Origin of the sequence: uncultured Helicobacter sp. (assembly GCF_937906905.1) — a bacterium.
Taxonomy (GTDB): Bacteria; Campylobacterota; Campylobacteria; order Campylobacterales; family Helicobacteraceae; genus Helicobacter_B.
The window spans coordinates 1-17,700 of record NZ_CALERY010000020.1; the positions used below are offsets into that span (position 1 = coordinate 1).

At 41.1% G+C, this 17,700-nt stretch carries 29 protein-coding genes; all 29 read right to left on the reverse strand.

Annotated elements, in window-relative coordinates:
- Positions 1 to 749: phage antirepressor KilAC domain-containing protein (locus Q0171_RS04465; RefSeq protein WP_299327203.1), on the reverse strand; the 749-nt coding region annotated here is incomplete at its 3' end.
- Positions 750 to 1,044: 295 nt separating this feature from the next.
- Positions 1,045 to 1,296: a hypothetical protein gene (locus tag Q0171_RS04470; protein ID WP_299327205.1), complete on the reverse strand. Its 252-nt coding sequence runs from the start codon at positions 1,294 to 1,296 to the stop codon at positions 1,045 to 1,047.
- Positions 1,293 to 2,048 carry a hypothetical protein gene (locus tag Q0171_RS04475; RefSeq protein WP_299327207.1) on the reverse strand — a complete coding sequence of 252 codons (756 nt, stop codon included), beginning with the start codon at positions 2,046 to 2,048 and terminating at the stop codon, positions 1,293 to 1,295. Before Q0171_RS04475 ends, Q0171_RS04470 begins: the two co-directional genes overlap by 4 nt.
- Positions 2,039 to 2,407, reverse strand: a complete 369-nt coding sequence (locus Q0171_RS04480; RefSeq protein WP_299327209.1) for a hypothetical protein — start codon at positions 2,405 to 2,407, stop codon at positions 2,039 to 2,041. Before Q0171_RS04480 ends, Q0171_RS04475 begins: the two co-directional genes overlap by 10 nt.
- 223 nt (positions 2,408 to 2,630) lie before the next feature.
- Positions 2,631 to 2,951 carry a hypothetical protein gene (locus tag Q0171_RS04485; RefSeq protein WP_299327211.1) on the reverse strand — a complete coding sequence of 107 codons (321 nt, stop codon included), beginning with the start codon at positions 2,949 to 2,951 and terminating at the stop codon, positions 2,631 to 2,633.
- Entirely contained in the window at positions 2,941 to 3,297 is a 357-nt protein-coding gene (locus Q0171_RS04490; protein WP_299327213.1) for a phage holin family protein, read from the reverse strand. The genes Q0171_RS04485 and Q0171_RS04490 overlap by 11 nt, the downstream gene beginning before the upstream one ends.
- Positions 3,285 to 3,566 (reverse strand): hypothetical protein, encoded by a 282-nt coding sequence (locus Q0171_RS04495; RefSeq protein ID WP_299327215.1) that lies wholly within the window; start codon positions 3,564 to 3,566, stop codon positions 3,285 to 3,287. Before Q0171_RS04495 ends, Q0171_RS04490 begins: the two co-directional genes overlap by 13 nt.
- A gap of 18 nt (positions 3,567 to 3,584) precedes the next feature.
- Positions 3,585 to 3,911: a hypothetical protein gene (locus tag Q0171_RS04500; protein ID WP_299327217.1), complete on the reverse strand. Its 327-nt coding sequence runs from the start codon at positions 3,909 to 3,911 to the stop codon at positions 3,585 to 3,587.
- A 25-nt stretch (positions 3,912 to 3,936) separates the two neighbouring features.
- Positions 3,937 to 4,191 (reverse strand): hypothetical protein, encoded by a 255-nt coding sequence (locus Q0171_RS04505; RefSeq protein ID WP_299327219.1) that lies wholly within the window; start codon positions 4,189 to 4,191, stop codon positions 3,937 to 3,939.
- On the reverse strand, positions 4,191 to 4,685 hold the full coding sequence (locus tag Q0171_RS04510; RefSeq protein WP_299327221.1) for a DUF5675 family protein: 495 nt from the start codon (positions 4,683 to 4,685) through the stop codon (positions 4,191 to 4,193). The genes Q0171_RS04505 and Q0171_RS04510 overlap by 1 nt, the downstream gene beginning before the upstream one ends.
- A 330-nt stretch (positions 4,686 to 5,015) precedes the next feature.
- A complete protein-coding gene (locus tag Q0171_RS04515) occupies positions 5,016 to 5,987 on the reverse strand; it encodes a hypothetical protein (RefSeq protein WP_299327223.1) in 972 nt (323 codons plus the stop codon).
- Between the two features lie 145 nt (positions 5,988 to 6,132).
- Positions 6,133 to 6,825, reverse strand: a complete 693-nt coding sequence (locus Q0171_RS04520) for a DUF2612 domain-containing protein (RefSeq protein WP_299327225.1) — start codon at positions 6,823 to 6,825, stop codon at positions 6,133 to 6,135.
- A gap of 1 nt (position 6,826) precedes the next feature.
- Positions 6,827 to 8,002: a baseplate J/gp47 family protein gene (locus Q0171_RS04525; protein ID WP_299327227.1), complete on the reverse strand. Its 1,176-nt coding sequence runs from the start codon at positions 8,000 to 8,002 to the stop codon at positions 6,827 to 6,829.
- On the reverse strand, positions 7,995 to 8,324 hold the full coding sequence (locus tag Q0171_RS04530) for a hypothetical protein (protein ID WP_299327229.1): 330 nt from the start codon (positions 8,322 to 8,324) through the stop codon (positions 7,995 to 7,997). The genes Q0171_RS04525 and Q0171_RS04530 overlap by 8 nt, the downstream gene beginning before the upstream one ends.
- Before the next feature lie 10 nt (positions 8,325 to 8,334).
- The gene (locus Q0171_RS04535; protein WP_299327231.1) at positions 8,335 to 9,012 is read right to left on the reverse strand and encodes a hypothetical protein; all 678 of its coding nucleotides are present in this window, start codon (positions 9,010 to 9,012) and stop codon (positions 8,335 to 8,337) included.
- 1 nt (position 9,013) lies between these two features.
- Complete coding sequence (locus Q0171_RS04540) at positions 9,014 to 9,856, reverse strand: hypothetical protein (RefSeq protein WP_299327233.1); 843 nt, start codon at positions 9,854 to 9,856, stop codon at positions 9,014 to 9,016.
- Positions 9,843 to 10,181: a hypothetical protein gene (locus Q0171_RS04545; protein ID WP_299327235.1), complete on the reverse strand. Its 339-nt coding sequence runs from the start codon at positions 10,179 to 10,181 to the stop codon at positions 9,843 to 9,845. Before Q0171_RS04545 ends, Q0171_RS04540 begins: the two co-directional genes overlap by 14 nt.
- A 1-nt stretch (position 10,182) precedes the next feature.
- Complete coding sequence (locus tag Q0171_RS04550; protein WP_299327237.1) at positions 10,183 to 10,749, reverse strand: phage baseplate protein; 567 nt, start codon at positions 10,747 to 10,749, stop codon at positions 10,183 to 10,185.
- The gene (locus Q0171_RS04555; protein ID WP_299327239.1) at positions 10,749 to 12,137 is read right to left on the reverse strand and encodes a phage tail tape measure protein; all 1,389 of its coding nucleotides are present in this window, start codon (positions 12,135 to 12,137) and stop codon (positions 10,749 to 10,751) included. The genes Q0171_RS04550 and Q0171_RS04555 overlap by 1 nt, the downstream gene beginning before the upstream one ends.
- A gap of 172 nt (positions 12,138 to 12,309) precedes the next feature.
- On the reverse strand, positions 12,310 to 12,666 hold the full coding sequence (locus Q0171_RS04560; RefSeq protein ID WP_299327241.1) for a hypothetical protein: 357 nt from the start codon (positions 12,664 to 12,666) through the stop codon (positions 12,310 to 12,312).
- A gap of 64 nt (positions 12,667 to 12,730) precedes the next feature.
- Positions 12,731 to 13,171 carry a hypothetical protein gene (locus tag Q0171_RS04565; RefSeq protein ID WP_299327243.1) on the reverse strand — a complete coding sequence of 147 codons (441 nt, stop codon included), beginning with the start codon at positions 13,169 to 13,171 and terminating at the stop codon, positions 12,731 to 12,733.
- A gap of 10 nt (positions 13,172 to 13,181) precedes the next feature.
- Positions 13,182 to 14,693 (reverse strand): DUF3383 family protein, encoded by a 1,512-nt coding sequence (locus Q0171_RS04570; RefSeq protein ID WP_299327245.1) that lies wholly within the window; start codon positions 14,691 to 14,693, stop codon positions 13,182 to 13,184.
- A 2-nt stretch (positions 14,694 to 14,695) separates the two neighbouring features.
- On the reverse strand, positions 14,696 to 15,205 hold the full coding sequence (locus Q0171_RS04575; RefSeq protein ID WP_299327247.1) for a hypothetical protein: 510 nt from the start codon (positions 15,203 to 15,205) through the stop codon (positions 14,696 to 14,698).
- Positions 15,192 to 15,743 carry a hypothetical protein gene (locus Q0171_RS04580; RefSeq protein ID WP_299327249.1) on the reverse strand — a complete coding sequence of 184 codons (552 nt, stop codon included), beginning with the start codon at positions 15,741 to 15,743 and terminating at the stop codon, positions 15,192 to 15,194. The genes Q0171_RS04575 and Q0171_RS04580 overlap by 14 nt, the downstream gene beginning before the upstream one ends.
- 3 nt (positions 15,744 to 15,746) lie before the next feature.
- A complete protein-coding gene (locus Q0171_RS04585; RefSeq protein WP_299327251.1) occupies positions 15,747 to 16,160 on the reverse strand; it encodes a hypothetical protein in 414 nt (137 codons plus the stop codon).
- Positions 16,160 to 16,549 (reverse strand): hypothetical protein, encoded by a 390-nt coding sequence (locus tag Q0171_RS04590; protein WP_299327253.1) that lies wholly within the window; start codon positions 16,547 to 16,549, stop codon positions 16,160 to 16,162. Before Q0171_RS04590 ends, Q0171_RS04585 begins: the two co-directional genes overlap by 1 nt.
- Positions 16,546 to 16,989, reverse strand: coding sequence for a hypothetical protein (locus Q0171_RS04595; protein ID WP_299327255.1), 444 nt, complete (start codon positions 16,987 to 16,989; stop codon positions 16,546 to 16,548). Before Q0171_RS04595 ends, Q0171_RS04590 begins: the two co-directional genes overlap by 4 nt.
- Positions 16,976 to 17,437, reverse strand: a complete 462-nt coding sequence (locus Q0171_RS04600; protein ID WP_299327257.1) for a DUF4054 domain-containing protein — start codon at positions 17,435 to 17,437, stop codon at positions 16,976 to 16,978. The genes Q0171_RS04595 and Q0171_RS04600 overlap by 14 nt, the downstream gene beginning before the upstream one ends.
- A complete protein-coding gene (locus Q0171_RS04605; RefSeq protein ID WP_299327259.1) occupies positions 17,437 to 17,700 on the reverse strand; it encodes a hypothetical protein in 264 nt (87 codons plus the stop codon). The genes Q0171_RS04600 and Q0171_RS04605 overlap by 1 nt, the downstream gene beginning before the upstream one ends.

The window sequence follows — 17,700 nt, forward strand, 5'->3', positions numbered from 1 at the left end:
TTAAGCTTATTTGCTAGCCATACTTGCCCTTTTGGCGTGATTGTAGTTTTGCTGTAAATTTTGGTCTTGCTTCCTTTGTTAAATGTGGATTCTACCACTCTAAAATATCCCCTATCGATATAACGCTGGTAGGGTATATTATTTGCCAGCAGTATGCTCATCTCCCTTAGCGTTGAAAATAGCTTGCTTCTGCCTATGCCTATAATCTTACTAAAAGCCATAAAGTCTAAAGAGTCGCTAGAGTCTAAGAGCCTATCGCACGCTAGCACCTTTGGCGCGTTCTCTATCGCTTGCGCTTGTAGCTTCTCATTTTCTAACGCAAGTCTGCCAGCTTCTAGTAATGCTTCTGCGTATGTTTGTGGAATCGCTGGCTTTTGTGCCACTTGATATGAGCCTGTTTTGCGTATGCTAGGCAATACTTCTTTTGTTAGCCATTGTCTAAAGGGCTTTGCCTTTGCGCTTCGACTTCGCATAAGCACAAAGTAAAGCTCGCTCTCGTTTATAAAAGTGAAATTTTGCGCTCCGCCCTTTGTTTGTAAAGGGTATATGTTAAACTTACCCCCTTTGTCAAACTCCATGTCTATCGATATTTTTACATTTGCTGGATTTGTCAATTCTAAGCTATAAGCCAAATCCGCCAAACAAAATAAAGGCTCGCCATTTTCTATAATGACTCGCACTTGCCCTAAGTTGCAATTAAATAACTGCACGCTTGCTGTATCCGTGTTAAACAATGTTAAATCTTGCATATGAATGCTTTCAGCAGAAAAAAGTAGCTTAGTAGTAGTGAAGTTTGCTAGGTTTCACTCTATTTTGCTCTAAGCTCTATAAAGGGGTGTAGAGTAAGCACCTAGCAAGGCTTATGAGCCACCCCTTAATACAACTTAGAGTCTCTACACTCTAAAAAGCGGACTAGCGTTAGGCACTTCGCAAGCCTTGTAGAATCCGCTTATTAGAATGCAGTGGTATCGATTAAGTTCCACACTCCCCTACAGAGTCAAAAATCTTAATCGATGCTTTAATTATATAATAGTTTTGTAAATATTAAATAGCTATGCGCTTAAATTCTGCCGTGAAGCTCTCGCCAAATTGTCTTATCATAAAAGATTCTAGAGATTCTGGCGATGTTTCCCAATCGTATCCATAGCGTGCTTTTAGTAGCTCGGTGAATTTTATTATATCTAGCTCGTAGCCGTCTGGCAGAATCATCATTAAATCCATGGTGTCTTTTTCCCTGCTCACAATGCCCGCATGGTGTAGCATACGCCCTAACTTAATTAACTCGAATGCGCTCATAGCCAAATACTCCTGTAAATGTGATTGTCCTTATACTCTAAATCGTATCGCTTAATATGATAATCCATATCGCCTAAGAATCTCTCTAGCTGGTGAATGCCTACTTTATAATAATCCGCGTCTTTAATACTCTTACTAGTTTGATTGCGCTGGTAATACTTAAAAAGCCACAATAAAGCGTGTAGCTGTGATTCTGTAGCTACCCTGCGCCTAGTGTTGATTGTAGTAAAGCCTAGATTATTTTTTAGGAATAGGCGGATTGTTTTATTCTCGCATTGTAAAGCCCTGTATGCGCTTGCACATGTTAAATTATAGAAAATATCGTTTGCCACCCTGCGATAAATGCCTTGCACGATTTGCGGGTCTTTGAATATCCATGTAAGAATAAATTGCCTGCCGTTATCTGGCTTTAGTAGCTTTGCGATATTCTCCCTTAGCTCTTGGTCTCGCGCGTGTATGGATTCTAGGTTATCAAAAAAATAATCTATAGCGCAGATTGTGCCGTGCTTTTTTATTACTAAAGTGCGCGCCCTTTGCATTTCTACTTTTATAGCTTGCCATATATCTGCTGATAAAAGCGGGGATTTACCTTTGCCTAGCTTTATCTTAATGCCAAGATTGCTTATAGCTAGCCCTATGGTTTTATTGCGAGCAATCCCGCGCGGTCGTTTATTAAAGGCTTTGTGATACTCGTTTGCTATGTGTGAGTAAGCGTATAGCCTTTTAGATAAAGGGGTGGAGCTTAGTAGCATGTTAGCACGCTCTCTATAATCTCATCGGCATTCTCCCAGCCCCATTTCCAAATATTATGCTCGATTTGCTCATAAATGCCTGATACAATCTCGCTAGCGTTTGCGTATGGGCTTACATTATTAAACTCAAACTCTAGGTCATCAATGCCAACTAGCCCGCCATACACGCCTTTTTCATCAGCGATAATTATGTGTAAATCGCCTGCGCTTGCTAAAAACTCGATATAGCTATCGTCTTTGTCATCATCGGTTTTTAGTAGCGGGGCAAGTTTCTCTAGGGCTTCGTAAAACTCGTTTTGCTTTGCTTCTACTGCCAGCTCTATTATTCTGTCGTGTGTTTCGTTGTGTGGGTTATACATGTTAGCTCCTTTTGCTTTAGATATTTGTAATTATATATAAAATAATCTTATATAATGCTTAAGTTTTTGTATATAAATATAAAACCGCCCTTAGCTGGTTTCTGCAAAAGGATACTAAGGAGTTTTTTAAGGGCGGTGTGTGTAGTGAAAAGAGAAAAGAAGTAAGTATGACGCCGACCTGTTGCCATCGGCGCGGTGTATTTTATCTAAAAATTTTAAATAATCAAGGGTTGGCGATTGTTTGATTAAACGCGGATTCTGTTACCGCGCTAAGTTCATCATCGCCTATAATGCCCTTTGTGTTTAGGTCGCTTGCCTTTTTGTTTATGTCTTTGGCGACTTCTATGTTAAGGTTTTTATATTCCTGACTTTCTGCTTGGGCGGGCTTTATATTTACATTAGCAATGGATTCTACATAAAGCTCTTGTAACCTTTGATATTTTAGGTAAAAATCTACATTTTGCGCCACGCTTAACATAAAAAGCAGAATGACTATAAACCTAGTTATTTTATACTTGCTATCTTTACTAAGTCTATTTAGCATTTGTATCCCCTTTTTTATCTACCTGCTCTGTGGTGCGTGCGCCCTTAAGTGCGATTATCTTTTGCACCAACTCTATTGCTTTATCTATGCCAAAGTAACCTATCGCGCAAGATATACCGACTTTTGCAAGGTAAGGCAAGTCTGTCGCGCTTAGTATGCTATAAGCTAGAATCGCAAGGAATGCGCAGGTTACTATGCTTTTAATGGCGTGCTTATATGCCACTTTAGATTCTGCAGAGCCGTCATTAAAATAGCTTACCACACCGCTTAGTAAGCCCATAAGCATAACGGGCATAAGTTCTAGGTATTTGTTTATGTTTGGGAATAGTTCGGTTAGAGTATCCATTGCAGTGCCTCCACCAATTTGCCTGCTACTAGACACATGCCTATAAGCACCACACCCCAGAATATGCGATTTAGGGCTTGATATAGCTTTAGCGTTTTATCGCTAGTTTTGCAGTGGTATTTGCCTATAAGCCACCAGCGGAAAACGAAGCGCATTTTTTTTAATCGCTGGCGTGTTTCTTTATCGTTATAAATAGCTTTAAAATATAGTAATAGCCCTGCGGTTATGCCTAAGCATATCACTATCAAAATGCTATAAAATAAATCCATGCCCCCCCCCATACGATTTTATTTAGCTTTGCTTGCCTTAGGTGTAGCTTTTTTCTTTAGCTCCACAATCTCTTTGGTGTGATACTCTAGTATATCTTTTACGCCATTTAGCTCATCTTTTAGCACCGCAATGCCTTTTGTGTTTGTGGCAGTAATATCACTTAGCTTGCTAGCAGAATCTGTGATTTTATCCAAGCCCCCTACGATTGTAGCGATTAAGCCTTTTAGCTCTTTAACACTAGCTTCAAGCTCTGCTACTTTGCCAATATCTGTGCCTTTGCCTAGCGCGACAATCGCTTCTGTGTTTGTTTCAATTCCTAGCCATTTTCTTAGTAGTTTTCTCATTGTGTGTCCTTTGTGTTGGTTTTGTTTATTTAAGCCCTTGTGGTGTAGGGGGCTCGTAGGGCTTTGATTTGCCATTTAGCACTTCATCGCTTGGGAGATTATTGCATACTCTAAAGTCGCATTCCTTTAGTTGTAGCCCGCTAGAATCGCGCTGGATTTTTACGCAGTCTAGCTCTCTCTCGCAGTAGTTGTAGCTTGCTAGCGTGTGGATAAAATAGCCTATGAGAGCAAAGGTTAAAAAGCCTACTACCACTACTGATAAATCTTGTAAAGATTTCATTACTTTATCTCTCTCACTTCTAGCCTAAAGTTTTCAATCCCATGCTTGTTGATAATCCAATAGAAATTACTCACTGCAATGGTGCTTCCACCTATCGTGCCATCGCCATTGTCTTGCATACCTAGCAGGATACACCCCTCGGTGTCCTGGGGGTAGTTGCCGATATGGATATGGATTCTGCGCCCTTTGTGGCTAGCTAGCGCGTCTGTGTAGGTGCTGATACACTTGGGCTTCCACTCTTTTGGGAGTGCTACGCTTGACTCTGTCCAATAAAGCTGATAAGTGCGTGCTACTATGCGTTTATCTTGGTTTGGTGTGTCGGTGCTTGGTCCGCCATTTTCACAAGTCGCACAGCGGAAAATTATCTCGCCACTCTCGTTTTCTATGTTTAGCTCGCCGATTGTGCTAGGCTCATCTTTGTATGTTTTGCCGTTTTTCTCTGGCTTGCTTACTTTGGCATACTCTTTTTTTCGTTGTAGTGTGATTAGAAACATGTGCGTCCTTTTGATAACCCCAGCTCTCTTGGCTGGGAAACTTGCGCGCATATGCTAACGCAAGCCAAAGCCTACCTAAGCAGGCTAGGTGCAATTATAGCACATTTTCGCAACCCTACAAGGCGACGCTATAAGGAATATAACGGGACATATTAGCCCCGATTGTAGTATCCCCAATACTAGTGGAGCTTTTAGTAGTAGGGTATCATCTAAAAGAGGCTCGGCGTCTGGAGAAGGCAAAGATTGGGTAGATTTTAAAGCCAGTAATGTAGTTTCAACGGCAGGCGAAGTGCGCCCCAATAACTTTAATCTTAAATTTTGGATTAAAGTTTAAACTTTTATAAAATATTTTAAATTTAAATTGTTAGGTCTGTTTTCGCTGGCAGTTGGCACTTGCAAATTAGCTTCATATACCAAATTAACACTATTATTTATTGTGCCTTCAACAGGAACGATATTTTGCGACATAGGGCCTCTTCTAAAAGCATCAAAAAAGTTAGGTAATGTCTCATAAGCAAGTAACCTAGCAGCTGTTCCCGTTATATTCCTTATAGCGTCGCCTTGTAGGGTTGCGAAACCGCGTCCGCTATCTATGCTCCCACCATTGCTAAAGATACGCGGGAATCTGCCACGCACATCTACTAGCTTAAAATATGTCCCGCCGTCTGTGATATAGCTAGGCATAGCACCGCCTTTATCTTTAAAATACTTCACGCGCGGGTAATTCTCGTAAGGATACTCGGTAGCTGGGTCGCCACCAAAATCTAAATAACCGCTTGGCACTTTATACGCGGTAGCAGTGGGGTTTTGCGTGCTTAGTTTAATCCCAAACAAGCTAACACCATCATCAATCCACCAATCTTTGAAAAGCGCATTTGTGGCAAACGGACTTGTTAGGTTTTTGTCTTTCATACTCACGAGTGGGATTGTGCTACTCATCACTAAGCCTGATACGGTGCTACTTAAATCCTGCTCGATTATTTGATTTGTAGATAAATCATAGCGCACCATAACCCTAGCACCTGCTGGGTGTCCGCCTATAAGGTTTGCGCTATCGTTATCCCATAAATGCCCGCCGTTTATTTGCAGGTTTCTAACCGCTTGCGATATTTCAAACATCATTTGATTGAATTGCTCGCGTGGTATGTAGTAGCCGTCTTTCTCTGGGTCTAAGCTATATTGTAGTGTAAAGCCTTGCTCCCAGCTCATTAAGCCTTTACTATTTGCGTCTGCTGGTATCTCTCGCTTATCGCCTTTTTCTGCAAAACTATACTTAAGAATCTGCGCTTGTGTTATTGCCATGTTAGCCCTCCGTTTTTTAAATTATAGCACATTTTCTGCCTGCACACCTGAATCTATAATCCAAGCTCCTTTTCCTGTGTTTTCTGCTTCTGGCATAGCTACAAATCTAGCTTTTTTGCCAATCTCCCCTAATTGTAAATTTAGCTTAGTTAGCTTTAGTGTCTCTAAATCTGTGGGGGGGGGGGGGGGGTGAAGTTAAGCTATCATCTGCAAAGCGAGCATTCCAAAAGCTTGTAATACCTTTGCCACTCCAGCCCTCTGGTTTAAAGCCAAAATTTTTGCTAACGGCGCTAACATATTTCGCACCTACGCAACAAGGGCGCGGTAATATTTCAAACTCGCCTAAAATATAGCTAAGCCATGCGGGTAGCTCATCTTTAAAATAGTAAGTGATATATTGCATATCCATTGAATCGCCGATTGTTACTTTTGCGCCGAATACATCTTGCGCCAAGTCGTGGCTATTATACACATTGCTTTGAATGTTTCTGCTTGATAATAATAACTGCAACACTAGCCTGTATGCGTTATCACTAAGCCCCGTATAAACTATATCCGCGCTATTGTGGAATTTCACTTTTAAAAAATTGCGATTGTAGAATGAAAAGTTTTTAAAAGTTTGCACATGCTCTGAGCTTATAGGTATGTATCTACTAAAGCCTAGCAAACGCCCCCATAAATCTAAAACTACACCGCTAGCCTTAGTTAAGTCCATGCTATTTTTATAGCTCTCTAAAGCCGTGCCTATGTATTTCTGCTTTATCTCGCTAATGCCATGCAAAAGCTCGGCTATGTTTGTATCTACGTATTGTGATTGAATCGTGCCTGTGTTATACATGCTAGCCTATCGTTATATCGCTTTCTGTAATTGTAGCTATCTCTGCCAAATTTAGCTTTATAGGAGAGTATCCTGTCGAGCTAGATTTGCGCCCTACTTTTACATCACTTATCACAAAGCCATTTGCTACTTGCATAATCGCGCGTGCTAGGGCTGGCTGAGTAATATCCGCGCCTATATCTAAAAGCGCAAAATACTCTATAACCGCCCTTTTGATTGTTTCTTTATAATTATCTGGGCTGTTTTTATCTGTGATTGTATTTACTTCCACCTTAAAGGGCGCGTCTTGTGGGCGCTGGAATTTATATGTAATATCCTTGCCATTTATTGTTAGCTTAACTTCTGTATCACCCATCATGCCTGCGCCTGGTGGTTTAGCTAGGCTTATAGTTTTAGCTATTTCTGTATCATCGCCACCTTGCACGATTATAACAAAGCTATGCGGGTCTATTTGAAAATTGCGCTCTGTTACTTCTTGGTCTGTGGCGTTTTCATACCCGCCTAGCTTGCTAACTCCGTTTATATTTGCCACGCTTGCTAGAATGCTTGCAAAGCTACTATTTTTAAACAAACTGCCCTTTTGCTGACACCTAGCGTAAAAAGCGGAGTCACTCTCTGTTAGAATGCCTGCCGTGCTAGAGTTAGGATTATTAACTCGCTCCACATTTACATCTGGCGTAAGGATTTCTGTAATTGTGTTTTTTAGCGTAATGTTTTCACTTATAGAATCCGCTATAAAAGTAGCTTGCGCCTTGCCTTTTTCATTTAGCTTAATATCTTTATCTAGTGTAAAGGTATATAACCCGTCTGCCGTGCCTACTTTAAAGCCTTTTTTGATTGTAGCACCTGCCACGCCTTGAATATCTATAACTACACTACCATTTACACCCTGCTTGCGTTTAGCTCTGTAATTATTAAATGCCCATATATCTAAAAAGCTACCATTGCCACCCATGAATTGATAATTTAGCGCGCTTTGAATTGCGGATATGGTGGCTAAATCCTGCTCCGCTAAATAAGAGATGATTTGCCCTTGTGGCGTATTAGGGTCTAGGTTAATATTAGGGAATATGCGGGAAAATAGCTTGTTATATGATTCTATAATCTCATCCGCAAAAGCAAACTCTACACCGCTATTGTCTGGCTTCATTCTCCACAAAGCAGAATCGCTAAACATTTATAAGCTCCCCCTCCCGTGTAGTTATTTGAATGCTCATTGTTAGCACCCCGCTTATAAATTTTAAATCATTTATAATTGCGGAATCTACACGCTCATCTTTTTTAATCTCGGCTATTATAGCATTTTTTAGCTCTGCCCTATCGTTTAAACTAAAAAGCCCTATATAATCCACGCCCTGCTCTGTATCGAATGGATATTCCTTTCTAAACATACCTAAGCGCGTGCGTATATCTTGGATTAGGGCGTTTTTGTCTATGCGCGTAACTATCTCATTACCTACTAGTAGGTTATTGCTAGAATCTATCGCTAAAGTTGTCATGCTCACCCCCTTATTTTAGAATCTGCTTTATTTGCGCTATCAAAGCACCCTTACCGCCCAGATAAGTGGCAGGGTTGCTGGTTGGTCCTGTAAGCCCTGCGCTAAGTAAATCCATTGCCTGAAAAATAGCGTCTGTAACTGCGCCAAGCGTGCCTACTGCGTTGCCTATCTCTAGCGGTGCGGTTTCTGCTTCTATCGCTATTTTAGCTCCTTTGATTGTTACACCGCTATCTAAAAGCTCTATGCTACACTCCCCGCTTGCGTTTGTTAGTGTAAGCCCCTTGCTAGCCTTTTGTATAAACATACTTAAAGGCAAAAACACGCTATCTATTTTATCATGCGTGCGCTGTGTATTTACTACGCCACCGCTCCCGCTAGATTTATAAGTGCTTATATCGTTTTGGCAAACTATGGCTAAGCCTATATCGCCTGCTTCTACTTTATAGCTAACCGCCCAGCCCTTGCTAGCTGGTTGCGCGATTAAAACATTAGGGATTATTACTTCTTTACTTGCGTTCTCTCGCTTAAAAATAGGCGATATATTAGCTTTATTCTCGCCTGCTAGGCTTTGCACTTTAGCTAAAAAAGCAGTGTTAAGCCCGCTTATATTGTCTTTTATTAAATTCTGTATTGCCACGCCTAAATCTTGGCTCTCGCCTGCTTTAATCGGGTTTTCTATCGTTTGCATACTACCACCTAGTCAAACTTAAATGCGATTCCCATATATCGCCATAGTTACTGCCCCTATGCCTTAACTCTAGGATTCTGTATTGCGAATTAAGTTGCGGGATTCTGTTGCTTTTTAGCTCCACCCAATCATTTACATTAAGCGCGGGGTTTAAAAGCATTTTTACTTCGCACCCGTGAGAGGTTACACTAGGGTCGCCTAAAAGCCCACTGCTAGAATCTAGCGTGAATTTTTTCTCACCCTTGCCACCTATTGCGCTCACATCTAAAATCGTATTTCTAACTGCGATTATTGCCTTATCGGGCATATACTCTCGTAAGCGTTGGATTTGCTCGTATGGTGTGCCATTAAAACTATAATCGCCTATAGCTTTATTTGGCACGCTAGAGTCATAGCGCAAGGTTAGCTTATTATTGCTGGCTACGATTTGGCATAAATCCCTAAAAGTGATATTTTGCGCGCTATCGCTTACCTGCGTTTGGCTTGTTTCAAAAGCACTCATAACCGCCACGCGTAAGGTTTGGTCTGGGCTTGTGAAGTTTGTTTCTGCTTGTGTTATGTTACCGCTTAGGATTAAGCTTAGGCTATCGATATAACCTACTTCTAGCTCCACCTTGCTTGGTTTAAAATCGCCTTGCGGTGTGCGGTTTGTGGCGATTAAAGCTATATCGCTCTGCTTAAGCCCGCTTATAGTTATATTGCCTTTTGAAAAATTGGCATTGGCAGAGCATTCTACTTCAAAATCTATTTTTAGCCCGCTAGAATTTTCTTTTAGCTCATCGTAAGTTTTTAGCGTATCACCTACTTGAATCTTTAGCCTATACGCGCGCTTAAATAGTGGCATAGTAAAGCCTTATGTTATTGTTAAAATCACTATAATTGTAATTATCTTTTATAGAATCATCGTTTGGCATGAAAAAAAATACCACATTATTTAGCTGACTAAAATAGATTAAATCTACCCATAATTTTATATTTGCCATGTTGCAGAGCGTTTTATCATCGTTTTTAATTGTTATATATGTGTTATTATCTGCTAGCGTGCGGATTTCTATTTTATACTCTCTTTCACCTATCCCTATATCAAATTCTATGTTAGGCGTGTTGTCTAAAGGGATTTCTGCCACATTATCTATATTGTTAAAATTTACTAAAATATCGCGCTTCATTTTAACCCCCTAGCAGTCCGCCTATGCCTTTGTCTTTAATTGTTTTTAGCGCGCTTTTAGGCACTGATTTAGGTGCTTTTGAGCCTGCGTTTGCTTTGCTACTAAACCCTGCTTTTGCTGTGCTTTGCTTTGCTATGCCTGCGCTAAAGGCTTTTACTAGCCTAACTTCTTGGAATGTTAGATTTATAATATACGCCCCACTAGTATCCGCGGTCTGTGGCTCGCTTTTATCTAAAAGGCGGTATCCCTTATATGTTTGATAATCTAAGCCCTGAATATCAAACCCGCTAGTAAATTGCCACCTGTGCAGTTGCTGATTAAATCGCTCATACTCTAAAGTATTAACATAAACCCTGCATGTTATAGTCTTTGGCATGGTGTAAATCGTGTCGCTTATATTGCTACCGCTATCAATAGGCAGGCTTGGTATCTCCCACGATTCTACTTCATGTAACTCGATTATATCGCAAGGCAGAATGTTAAATGTGCCACCTTGCTTGATTTTCATAGGGTAGAGTAAATCCCTAAGCGCGCTTGATAAGCTTGGGAGTGCTACGCTAAAAGGCATTACCTGCCCCCTTGTTGTTGTCTCTGCGCGTTTATACTGCCCACCGCTAGAGAATTAACACTATCCGCTAGCTGTTTAGGTGTCGCGCTTGTGATATTTTGCGTTACATTGTTTGTTATGTTGTTAGTCTGCCCGCCACCGCTTGCGCTGACTACTGCTGGGGCTGGGGCTGGTGTATCTCCGCCACCTATGCCTATCCATTTACCCATTTTACTTAAAAGCCCTATGGTCTTATCATATATCCAGCTTAGGCTTTGTTTTACTAAATCTAGCGCGCCTAAAAGGTATGTTTTAATCGCGTCCCCTGCTACTTTAAAGATATTTACAAACTTATCCCAAGTGGGGTCTTTTATCCAATCCACAATCGCGCTAAATGTATCCGCTATGCCCATAACTAAGGGGCGTATAAATTCTAACGCCTTGCCTAACGCTGGGAATCTTTTAACTAAATCGCCTGTAACGCTATCCCAGCCCATAAAGTAGTAGTAAATATCCTCCACCACTGCGGCTATCCCTGCCACGACTGCCACCACTGCGTAAATAGGTGCGAATGCAGTTGCGCTTGCTATTGCCATTTTTAGGAATACTGCTAGGATTGGCGTCATTGCGATTAAAAGCGCGCCAAAAAATGCGATTACTAATTGCTTATGTCGCTTTAAAAATTCTATAAATTGAGTCGCTAGCTTTATAAGCTTGGTTAGCATAGGCAAAATAAATCTAGCTAAGGCGCGTGTAATGCCTGCAAAGCTATCTTTTAAATCTAAAATAGCATTATTAAACCCGTCGCTGATTTTTATGTCCTGCTTGCTTATTACACCAAACTTGCGCTGATTATCTATAAGCTTTTTTAGCTCGCCATTGCCACTAGCAAAGGCTCTTACTATGCTCTCATCTAAGCCTAAATTGCTTGCTATTGCCACGCGTGTTTGTTTATCATATTTGCCTAGCTGATTGCCTAGTGAGTAAAGCAGTGTTTCTGCATCCATTAGCTTGCCATTGCTATCGGTAAATGCTATGCCATACTTTTTAGCGGTTTCTATAAGCGCGCCACCGCCAAACTTGGCGTCATGTAAAGCGGAGTTTAGAGAGTTAAGGCTAGATATAGCAGAGTTTGTATCGCCACCAAATCGCTTTAATGCGCCCCCCAATGCGGTTACATTCTCGCTACTATATCCGCTAAGTGATATGCTCTGCCCTAGCTTAGTATTAAAGTCTGCAAAGCCTTTTATAACGCCCTGAAAAACTTTATAACTAAAGTAGGTTGCCGCGATTGCATTAAATGTTTTGGCAAACTTTTTTAGCGTGCTCTCGCTCTTTTGTATGCCTTGCTCTAGGGGCTTAGTATTTACACCAAATGCGATTGTGTATTGCTTTAGTGTTTCGTTCATATCGCGCCCCCCTGCTTATAAGCTAGATTTTGATTATAACTATCTATATAAATAGTCATATAAGTGATTATAACATTTTCTAAATCCATTTCATACACCGCCCTAACGCTTAGCTTAAGGTGTAAAACTAGCGTGGCGGTTATATTATCTACTGCATGCCGAGCTTGGCGATTTAGTCTTGTATGCTCGCTCGCTGGAAGCTCGGCAGTTTTTGCAAAAAACCCAAAACATAATCCCTAAACTGCGCCGATAATTCTACGCAGGCAAAAATATTTTCAAACTGCGTGCTAAAAATCTCTAGAGTAGGCGATTCTATAATATCCCCGCTTTGTGTTTCTACCCTAGTATATTTTAATGCTAAGTTTAAAAGGCGTTTATTACCCTCATCGATGTTTTCTGGCGTGTTTGTGGCTAGCAAGTGAATTGCGTTTTGCGCTTTTATAGCGTCTTGCCACAAAATCATTTTAAAGGTAATTTTTTTATTCTCTAAGTCAAAAGAGAATGCGTTATTAAAGGCTTCTTGTAGCATATTAGCTCCCTTGTGTAAGATTGAATGCTATTATAGCAAACTTGCCTTTATGCTTACCTGCGCCTTATTTTTTAATTGTGATGATTTTTTCAAAGCTAAATGTCCAGCTTAAATCTAGCAGGTTAGATTGCCCTATATCAAAGCTTACCGCGCCTGTTTCTATAATCCCGCCTATACATGTTTCTGTATAGCTATCCGTGCTAACAATAGCAGTGATTGGCAAAACTACGCTAGGCACTGCGCCTGTTCGCATTTGCGCTTGGAATGCGTTAATAATCGCGTGCGCTTCTGGGCTTCCGCCATTTAGTGTTAGCGTTTTCTTTAGCAAGTCGTTTTTACCCCAGATTACTAGCTTGCCGTCTGCAGTGCGTGCGCTCCCGCCTAGTTCGGGGTCGTTTGCTTTTACCCACGGGTCGCTCTCTGCGCTAAAGTGTGTTAGCTTAATAGGCACTACGCCAATTGTAAGCGTGATTTCTAGGTTGTTTGTGCTGATGTTAGTTGCCATTGTGTCCCCCTTACGCGCCTAAGATATAATTGTTAATAATGATTCTGTTAGCTGGCTTATTAGCTACATATGCCACCACAATGCCTAGCGTTTGATTAACTAGGTCGGTCTTGTCTATCATGTAATAATAGCCTTGTCTGTGGCATTGTTGCTGTGCGGTCTCGCCTTTTTCGCCACCAAAGCTAGAGATTAGGCTTTGTTTTTCTGTGGTAGTAAGCTCCGCGCCCTCGATTATAATGCCCGCTTTAACTGCGCCTAAAAATACGCTCTCTAAATAAGCCATGATTGTAGTTTCATTACTTGCACCCCTAAGCCCTACTAACCCCTGCGCATTAAACATGTTAGCACATGCAAATTGTAGCTGGAATTTTAGGTAGCTGTTGCAGATGTAAATGTTTGCACTGTTAGTCTTTGTGCCTTGAATGTTACCCATGCCATACCATGTTTGACTTTGCCCTATTTGTGCAAATTTTAGAATCGAGTTAGCATTGTTTGCGTTTAGGTTCTCTAGCTCGCTACGCTTAGTAATTGCTACGCTCTCGTATTTGGTGGCGTCATTAAAAGCGATATTTGCGTTTCCACCTGTTTGGCTAAAATCTAGCGCGGATATAATGCCTGCGCTAAAGCCTGCGATTGAATTATCTGGCGCATAGTCAAAAATAACGCCGTTGTAACCTTTATACGCGTCAAGTGCTGAATCTTGGATTAGCACATTGGCATTTTTTGTATTTACAATGCCAAGGTAGCGGTCATTACTTGAATCTACAAACTTAGCTAAGGCTAGGGTTTCATCATCGCCTAAGTCAAAATCAAAGGCTAAGACATAGTATGCGCCATTGGTTTCATCAATTAGAGTTAAGAGCTCGCCAAAGTTAGCGATTGCGTTATAGCCTGGGATAATAACCGCACCGCCATTTTCTGTAAGCCCTAACTGCTCGCTTATATCTGTGCCCTCTGTTGCTGGCGATATAAATGCTATTTTAGAATCTGCGCCCGCTGTGCCATTTTTTACAATAAAGCCTTTAGTGTGTGCATTAAAGCTTACTTCTGCTTTATTAAACTCTCTAGCCTCGCGGATTTTCTCTTGTAGCTTAGTAGCCACATCTGTGTAAGAATTTGCGCTTGTTAAATCTACACTAACATTTTTGCTCTGCCCGTTTGCGTTAAAAGTGAAGCCACCATTTAGCTTTTTAAGTGCTTCTAAATCGCTAGGGATACCGCCTTTAATCATAGCCTGCGTGGCACTCTCATTCCATACTAGCACGCTAAGTATATCTGCCTTACTAGCCTTTTTGCTTGTGAAGCCAAAGTAATTGTCTGCAAACGCACCGCTTGCGCTATCGTATCCAAATACTTTTTTCACGCCTTGCGCGTCATAAAACTTATTCCACTGCTCTGCTGGGTTATCTCCCACTTTAGTTACTAGTAGAGTTGGGAGCTTGCTTATAGAAAACGCGTCCCTAACCCCTGCGCTTGTGATATTTACTAGCCAATCTAAAGGAATACCGCCTTGTTTAGCCATTTTTACCCTCCTATAATGGTGTTTTGTTGCAGGTTAATTTTATCAAAAATATTAACCTGTTGCACTATATTACGCCTTACTATTAGCTGAATCTCAAACATTGCGCGATTTACTAGCTCTTTGCGCTCTGTAAAGTCGGTTAAAAAGCTAATTGCGCCAAATGCTGGGAGAATCTCCGCCCCCCTTGCGTTTAGATATGTGCCTATATCTATGCTTTTAAGAATCTCGCGGATTTTTTCTGCTTCTGTATGCGCTTCTATATAATCTAAATCTTGCGGATTTATCTTATAAAAATCTAGCTGATAAGTGTTTTTTAGCACGCTAGATTGAATTATAGCCTTGTCTTGTATATCGCTAAAATACCTATCCGCGCGCGTTAGTGTTTCGCTAGTTATTTGCGTTACTACAATCGTTCCTTTAGTGAAGTCGATTGGTAGCATAGTCCCGCCTGCGATTATTTCAAAATCTGTGGCGGGTTGCAAGCAGGCGATTAGGTGCTTAAGCATTGCCATAAATCTCCGCTATTTCAATAATCTTAGGCGGAAGTGCTTTGCGTTTTTCTTTGCGGATTGAATTTACTGCCTTGCGACATATATCTGTAATGATAAAGTTATGTTTATCTAACTCTAACCCGCTAGCCATTTGCTCCATAACTTCTAAGTGATTAGGCTGGAGTGCTTCGCGCTCTTTATCTAGCCTTTTAAATAAAGGCTTCATGCGTGAGGCTTGCTTTGTGATATCCGCCTTAAGTTGTTTAACTTCTGTCGGTGTTAATTGCTCACTTATACCATTTAGCGCGATTCTCTCTTTGGCTATGGTAATGCGCTCATGTGCTGAAGTAATGCGTGCTTCTAGTGTTGCTTCGCTAGCAAAAAACATAGAGATTTTTAGAAACTCCTTGCATTTCATAACATGCGCTATATCTTTATCATTAACTGCTAAATATTTGCTTCTATGCTCTGGAGCTAGCTCGCCCTCTATCATAGTCCCTGCTGGGATTACTAGCTCGCCTACTACAATATCCTTATTACTTAAATTTAGAATTGGCATTTTTTACCCCCTGTCTGCTATTGCTTGCGCTAGTTTATCTTTATACGCTTGAATATTGTCTTTTATAAACTTTAGCTGTTGCCCTAACCTAATATCGCCTACAAAGTCATCTGCAAGCAATTCTAACTCTTCCCATTGCTCCTCTGTTTTCTCTAGCTCTCTAGTTAGGTCATCGGCTGTTTGCTCGTCTATGATTGAGTTGTTTATTTTGCCAAACAACCCATCTACTAAGTTTGAATATACTCTATAATCATTGTATGAGCCTACTAGAATTTTGCACTCTTTTATAAGAGCTTGCGCCTCTTGTGATTTGGATATATCCGCCCACATTGTTTTATCTAGCCAATTATGCCCTTGCGATAACTCATAGTAGCCAATCGTAAGCTTATCCCCTGTGTTATTGTAAATATTTAGCATTAAGCCCCCTTTTTGGTTTGTGTGATTGTAGCATAAATTGCCACCCAGCCATTTAGAATATACCAATCTCTAATAGCATACAGGCTTAATTGTTTATCACCCCAAAACACTTTGCAATTATCTAGCGTAAGCCCTGCGCTATGTAGTATATCCGCGTGCTTGTGTGTGAAATAAAGCTTATAGCAGTGCGCGCTATCTAGTGTGGAGTCGCTGTATTTTTTTAGCTCTGCTGGTGTGATTGCTTGTATATGCGCGTAAGTTTCTATTGTAGATTCTAGCGTGCTTTTAGCAAAGCCCCCCACATTGGCTAGCGTGTATCTCTCTATCGTTACCTTTTGCGGTGCGATTAAGCCCTGCATACTATTAAGCGCGGATTGTAGTAGGTTCATTTGCTTACCCTATATGTAACGCTACGGCGCATTAAGCCTGTATCGATTAAGGGGTTACTGCTACCCTTTGCCTTGATTGTGCTAGGCGCATTTGGCGGTGTAGTGAATGCGGTTATCTCTTTAATAATATCCCCGCGTATAAGCTCGCCTACTATGCCAAGAGCCTTTTTATTATCCATTCCCGTGCTTTGATATGCGTGCGGAATGCGCTTAAGCCAATTATCTTTATTTTTAGCCACTGATGAGCGCATAAAAGGGCGCGCTGGCGTGTTAATTGTGCCTAGCTCGTTCCATTTAGCTACTTGTGCCACCTGTGTGCCGTTGGGATATGTGGCGGTTTCAAAAAAGCCTACTTCTAGCGTTGCGCCCTGCATAAGTGCTTCTATCTCTTTATTTGTAAGCTTTGTGTTTTTTAGCTCTTTTGTGTTAAAAGTTAGCATTGTTTATAAGCCTTAGCCCTGCTTGCGTGTTTAAATAAGCTAGATATTCCTGCCCGTATGGTGTTTGATTAAAAAAGTATTGAAAGCTATCTTTTGTTGGGGCTTGCTGGTAGCTCACACTTACGCTATCAATGCTACTGCTAGCTACTAGCCCACTAGATTTATTAAGCCCTATGCTCTCGGCATAGCCACCTATGACTAAATAATGCGCCACTAGCATTGCAAAAGGGTAAAGCTCGGCGCGTTCTGTGTCTAGTGGCTTGGCTGGCTTATAGCTTGGATATAGCAAAGAGATTTTTTTAAACATACTAATAATTTGCGCCTTATCTGGCAAAGCCTTAAATTCTGGGTATATGCTTAAAAAAAAGTCTAGTAGCGGGCTTTTTGGTGTAGCTGGGGTTAGCGGAATAGCTGGTATGCTATCCGCTTGTGTGTGTGCTTCTGCCATTATTCTTTTACTACCTTAGGATTTTTAGCTTTTGCCTGCTTGTTGCTAACTTCTGCCATTGTGTCGGCTTTAGCGTTTTCTGTGGCTTTGCTAGATTCTACAATGTAGCCATTATCTAGCATATCTCGCACGCATTGCGATTTTTTAGCCTCCGCCCATAGCTCGTTAGAAACTTCATTAAGCAAGCCAAAGCCCTTAAGGCTTAGCGTGCCTTTACTAGTTTCTACATTTAGCCCTGCGGTAGTTTTAAGTAGGATAAGCAT